Source organism: Mycobacterium sp. (genome assembly GCF_035640695.1).
GTDB lineage: Bacteria > Actinomycetota > Actinomycetes > Mycobacteriales > Mycobacteriaceae > Mycobacterium.
Genome location: NZ_DASQVQ010000090.1, coordinates 1 through 5,666 on the forward strand (window position 1 = coordinate 1; position 5,666 = coordinate 5,666).

The 5,666-nt window shown below is 63.9% G+C and carries 3 protein-coding genes and 2 pseudogenes; 4 read left to right on the forward strand and 1 reads right to left on the reverse strand.

Annotation, left to right across the window (positions count from 1 at the left end; all coding sequences use genetic code 11):
• A pseudogene (locus VE759_RS11075) lies at positions 1–535 on the reverse strand (PucR family transcriptional regulator); the annotation flags it as partial.
• A gap of 168 nt (positions 536–703) precedes the next feature.
• Between VE759_RS11075 and VE759_RS11080 the strand changes: the two are divergent.
• The 4 genes and pseudogenes from VE759_RS11080 to VE759_RS11095 form a co-directional block, all read left to right on the forward strand.
• A complete protein-coding gene (locus VE759_RS11080) occupies positions 704–2,143 on the forward strand; it encodes a long-chain fatty acid--CoA ligase (protein WP_324931751.1) in 1,440 nt (479 codons plus the stop codon).
• A 2-nt stretch (positions 2,144–2,145) separates the two neighbouring features.
• Positions 2,146–3,939 carry a DUF3556 domain-containing protein gene (locus VE759_RS11085; RefSeq protein ID WP_324931753.1) on the forward strand — a complete coding sequence of 598 codons (1,794 nt, stop codon included), beginning with the start codon at positions 2,146–2,148 and terminating at the stop codon, positions 3,937–3,939.
• 314 nt (positions 3,940–4,253) lie between these two features.
• The gene (locus VE759_RS11090) at positions 4,254–5,000 is read left to right on the forward strand and encodes a class I SAM-dependent methyltransferase (protein WP_324931756.1); all 747 of its coding nucleotides are present in this window, start codon (positions 4,254–4,256) and stop codon (positions 4,998–5,000) included.
• 357 nt (positions 5,001–5,357) lie between these two features.
• A pseudogene (locus VE759_RS11095) lies at positions 5,358–5,666 on the forward strand (hypothetical protein); the annotation flags it as partial.

The following is a 5,666-nucleotide window of genomic DNA, read 5'->3' on the forward strand; positions in this document are numbered from 1 at the left end:
CGGCCAGAATCTCGCGCACACGCAACGCGCGAAGGCTGTTCTGATTCTCCAGCCAGCGTTCGCGCTCCTCCTCGTACACTTCGACGACTTGCTGTGACATCCAATCGATGTAGGCGAACATGATCGCCGACATCTTGTCGAGCACGGCCACCCTAACCATTGGCTCCATGTCGATGGCCTGGACCTCGGCGAATACGAGTTCATGCATGCGCCGCTGACCGACCCGGTAGGCACGGACCAACCCGTGCACGGGCACTCCGTGCTGGGCCAACCGCCGGGCGTACTCCATCGCCGCGGTCGGCGCCTCGATGCGGTGCACCTCGATCCCATAGCGCATCGCGTGCAGCACAGTGTCGATGTTGCCTCCCACGCTGGCGCCCAACAGCTCGACGGTCTGTGCGTCTCGGGCAAGCTCGGGAATCTCCTCCTGCAGGAGATCCGCAATGATGGCCGTCAATTCGCCAAGCCGCTGCTGGAGTCCGGCAGCGATCTGGCGGACACAGCGGACGACACCGGTATCTGTGCCGCTCGTCACACCACGAAGGTAAATCTTCCGGTCCCTGCTTGTGGGCCAAATGAGCGCTCGGAGTTGTCTCCGGCCGACAAACCGTGCCCGGCATTTGAGCGGCACAGACCAAGCCGATTTGTCGCGGGATGCCTAGCGTTGCCGGTCACACAAGTAGCCCGTCTGGGAGAAAATCACATGAATTTGTCGGTCTTGCCGGACCAGCGCGCCGCCCACGATCCGCACGGACCCGCGGTCGCCGACGATAACAGCGACCTGAACAACGCCGAGTTGCTCCAAGCCGTCAAGCGCGCCGCCGCGACGCTGCGCAGGCGCGGCGTGTCAACGGGTGACGTGGTGGCGATCAATCTGCCGAACACCGTCGAGTTCGTGGTGTCGATATTCGCCGCGTGGCGGTTGGGAGCCGCGGTCACGCCGGTCAATCCCTCGTTGTCGCCGCAGGAGGTGCGCTATCAGCTTGCCGACGCCGGCGCCAAGGTGCTGATCGCCGACGAGCTGCATCAGTGCGAGCCGGCCCAGGCGGACGCCAGCCGAGGCAACGACGCCTCGCTGGCGTTGCTGATTTACACCAGCGGCACCACGGGCCGTCCCAAGGGCGTGATGCTGGACCACGCGAACCTCAATGCGATGTGCGGCAGCGTTATTGATGGGTTCCGCCTCACCCGCGCGGACCACAGTTTGCTGATACTGCCGCTGTTTCACGTCAACGGCATCGTCGTCGGGACCCTGTCACCGCTGCTGGCCGGGGGCCGGGCGACGGTGGCCGGACGTTTCGACTCGGAGACATTTTTTGCAAGACTCGAGCGAAGCCGTGCGACCTATTTCTCCGCGGTGCCAACCATCTACACGATGTTGTGCGGGCTGCCCGACGACGTGCGGCCGGACACATCATCCATACGGTTCGCCGTCTGCGGCGCCGCCCCGGCCAGCGTCGAGTTGCTGGAACGATTCGAAACGCGTTACGGCATCCCCATCATCGAGGGCTACGGCCTGTCGGAGGGAACCTGCGCCAGCACGGCGAACCCGCTGACCGGTCCCCGCAAACCGGGGACGGTGGGACTGCCGTTGCCCGGGCAGACAATCCGGATCGTCGACAGCACAGGCCACCCGGTACCCAACGGTGAGACCGGTGAGGTGGTGATCAAGGGCGCCAACGTGATGCGCGGCTACCTGAACCGACCGGAGGAGACCGCGAAGACCATCGTCGACGGCTGGCTGCACACCGGCGACATCGGTCGCTTCGACGAAGACGGCTACCTGATCCTGGTCGACCGAGCCAAGGACATGATCATCCGCGGCGGCGAGAACATCTATCCCCGAGAGATCGAGTTCGTCGTTCACCAGATGCCGCAGATCGCCGAGGCCGCCGTGGTGGGGCGTCCGAACCCCACCTACGGCGAGGAGCCGGTGCTGTTCGTCTCCACCCACCCGGACGCGGCCGTCACTGCCGAGACCATACGCGATCACATCGCCGGGCAGCTCGCGAAATACAAACGGCCGGTGGACATCACGATCCTCGACGACATGCCGAAGAATGCCGTCGGCAAGATCGACAAACGCGCTGTACGTCGGCTGCTGGCCGACTCGCTCGTCACCACAGCGACAAACGGGAGCTGATCATGAGTTTCACCAAGCCTGAATTTCCCCCGGTCGATCCAGAAACCTTCTTGGCCAAGCCGCTCATGGAGCGGATGCGGTTCATGGCGCAGCACTGGGCGGAGAACGGATTCGGTTCACCGCGCATGGTGCATGCCATCTACATCGCAAAGCTGGCGTTGTTCTACGCCTTCGGCGGCCTCGTGGTCGCGACCGTGACGTCGGGGCCGCAGGCGTTTTGGCACGTCGATCAATGGTGGAATCAGCCGATCGTTTACCAAAAGGTCATCCTGTGGACGGTGCTGGTGGAGGCCATTGGCGTCGCCGGATCGTGGGGGCCGCTGGCCGGCAAGGTCAAGCCGATGACCGGTGGCATCCTGTTCTGGGCTCGTGCGGGCACGATTCGGCTGCGGCCGTGGAAATGGGTGCCGTTCACCGACGGTGAGCGCCGCACGTGGTGCGACGTGATCCTGTATGTCGCACTGCTTGTCAGCGTTGCTGTTGCTCTGTTCGCACCTGGAGTGCACAGCGATTCGCTGTCGGAAGCCTTGCCGCACAACACCTCCGGACTCGTCAACCCGGCGCTGCTCGTCGCGCCGATGGTCCTGCTGGTGGCCAACGGCCTGCGCGACAAGACCGTCTTCCTCGCGGCGCGGGGGGAGCAGTACCTGCCTGCGCTGTTTTTCTTCACCGTGCTGCCGTTCGTGGACATGATCATCGCGCTGAAGCTATTGATCATCGTGGTGTGGGTCGGTGCCGGCATGTCGAAGTTCGGCAAGCACTTTGCCAACGTCATTCCGCCGATGGTCAGCAATAGCCCGTGCATGCCGTTCAAGTGGATTAAGCGGGCACATTACCGCGATTTCCCCCACGATTTGCGACCGTCACGGCTCTCGCACTTCGTGGCCCACGTGCTCGGCACCACCGTGGAGATCCTCGCGCCGCTGGTGTTGCTGTTCTCGACAAACAAGGGGCTGACGGTGGCGGCGGTGGTGGTGATGGTGGCGTTCCACCTGTTCATCATCTCGACGTTCCCGCTGGCGGTTCCGCTGGAATGGAATGTGCTGTTCGCCTACGCGGCGATCTTCTTGTTCCTCGGCTTCCCGGCCTGGCGGGGATACGCCGTGACCAACATGTCGTCACCGTGGTTGACGGCGGCGATCGTGGTGGCGTTGGTGTTCTATCCGATCCTGGGCAACTTCCGGCCCGATAAGGTGTCGTTCCTGCCCTCGATGCGCCAATACGCCGGCAACTGGGCGTCGGCCGTGTGGGCGTTCGCCCCGGGCGCGGAGGAGAAATTGGACAGCGTCAAACGCAGCGCCAAGAACCAAGTCGACCAGTTCATCGCCTTCGGATACGAACCGCAGTGGGCCGAAGTCACGTTGCAGCGCGCCATCTCTTGGCGCACGATGCACAGCCAGGGCCGGGGCCTATTCTCAGTGTTGTTGAAGATGCTGCCGGACATCGACACCCGCACGGTGCGGGAGGCGGAATTCGTCTGCAACTCGCTGATCGGCTTCAACTTCGGCGACGGGCATCTGCACAACGAGGACCTCATCGCCGCGGTGCAGCGGCAGGCGGCGTTCGAGCCCGGTGAACTCGTTGTCGTCTGGGTGGAGTCACAGGCGTGGGCCAGCAAGGTACAGCACTACAAGGTCATCGACGCCGCGCTAGGTGTGGTCGAACGGGGCACCTGGACGGTGGCCGACGCGGTCAACGAACAGCCGTGGCTGCCCAACGGCCCGATCCCAACCGAGGTGACTTGGTCGCAAGCTGGCAAGCGGACGCAGAAACCGGCCTACCGCGCTATGGCATAACTACCGCGACCGTCGTCGGCGCCGGGCAAGATTGCAGCTGCTCTCTCGCGGCGGCACAATCTCGCGCCAGCCGATCAACGCGAACCGCCCGGCCACGATCCTCCACTCCCCCGTAACTCACCCCTGGCGAACCCGCACCATTACCAGTTAACGAGTACGAGTTGTACTGTGGCGCAAGCTATCTCACCGCAGACCGAGGCCAGCGCGCTGGTTCTCGTCAGGTGATTGAACGCTACGCAGGCGGTGGTCCAGCGGAAAGTCGAATTCGCGCATCGAATCAAGGAAAGCGTACCGGTGGGAGTAGGGTGCTAAGTATGGCTAACGACATTCAGCGCCCAGATTTCGACAAGTTGTACCGCGATGAGCGGCTGGTGGAGGGATTACCCGCATTAACGCCATGGGACATCGGCGAGCCGCAACCGGTGGTTCAGCAGCTGGTGGCATACGGAGCGGTGCGGGGCGAGGTGCTCGACCCGGGAACGGGCCCCGGCCACCACGCGATCTACTACGCATCCAAGGGGTATTCGGCCACCGGGATCGACGCGTCGGCTGCGGCGATCGAGCGCGCCCGTGCCAACGCGGATCGGGCCGGTGTCACAGTGAACTTCGAGGTTGCCGACGCGACGAAACTCGACGGCCTGGAGAGCCGGTTCGACACCGTCGTGGACAGCGCCTTCTACCACGTCTTCTTTGACGACGAAGAGACGCAAAGCCTGTACATGCAAGCGCTGCACCGAGCCACCCGACCCGGAGCGCGGCTGTTCATGTTCGAATTCGGCCGGCACAACGTCAACGGCCTGCAGATGGAGGGTCTACCCGCGGAGAACTTCGAGCGGGTGCTTCCCGCGGCGGGCTGGCGCGTCGATTACCTGGGCACCACGACCTACCAAGGCAACTTCGACCCCGAGACGTTTGCGGCCCTGTCGGCTCTGAGCGGCCAGCCGGAGGTAGCTGAACGGTTTAGGCCGGTACAGGAGCGACTTGAGGTCCTTTGGCCGCTGTTGGAAAACCACCGCGTGCACATGCCGTTCTGGGCGGTGGCCGCCACGCGCCTCGACTAGCACCCGATTACCCGACTTCGGCTGGGACTGGTAAGGAGCTGGCGACAGTGCGCAAGCACGCACCATTACCAGCTAACCAGTGTGAGTTAGTTTGCCGCACAACGTAAGTCACGCGGATGCTGCACGATCCGTCGCTGCGCACCGCTAACGTGACTTGCCGTCGAGCTCGGGTGTGAGGTCGTCTGGGTCGGCCCGCATCTCGGGTCGGAAACGGCACCGGGTCGTTGTTCAGCGGGCAATGAGACACTGCAGAAATCGAATGTGGACACTGTTGAGCCCTGAAAGCATCGGTCGCGGGCATCCGTCGTGGAGGCTGCCCCGTCGCGCCACGCGCGAACAGCGAGACGGGAACGGCTGGTGGTGATCGGTGTCGCGGCAGCACTGCTGGCGTGCTGTAGCTACGGGATTGCATCGGTCATGCAGGCCTACGGCGCGCGTAGTTCCGTCGCTGCAGCGTCGGGCCGCGGGAAAAGTGTGCCGGTCACCGCAACCGGTGGCCCAACGCTGCGCACGACCATTGGCGCTGCGCTGACAGCCGCGTTCATTGCCGGCATGGTGCTCGATGTTGTGGGATTCGCGGGAAGCGTCGTCTCGGCCCGGCTGATTCCGCTCTTTCTCTCACAGACGATCATCAGCGCCAACCTTGTCGTCACCGCCGTGCTCGGC

Bases quoted from the DNA above. Each gene is read 5' to 3' on its own strand.
- VE759_RS11080 (WP_324931751.1), top strand. From the start codon at position 704: ATGAATTTGTCGGTCTTGCCGGACCAGCGCGCCGCCCACGATCCGCAC.
- VE759_RS11085 (WP_324931753.1), top strand. From the start codon at position 2,146: ATGAGTTTCACCAAGCCTGAATTTCCCCCGGTCGATCCAGAAACCTTC.
- VE759_RS11090 (WP_324931756.1), top strand. From the start codon at position 4,254: ATGGCTAACGACATTCAGCGCCCAGATTTCGACAAGTTGTACCGCGAT.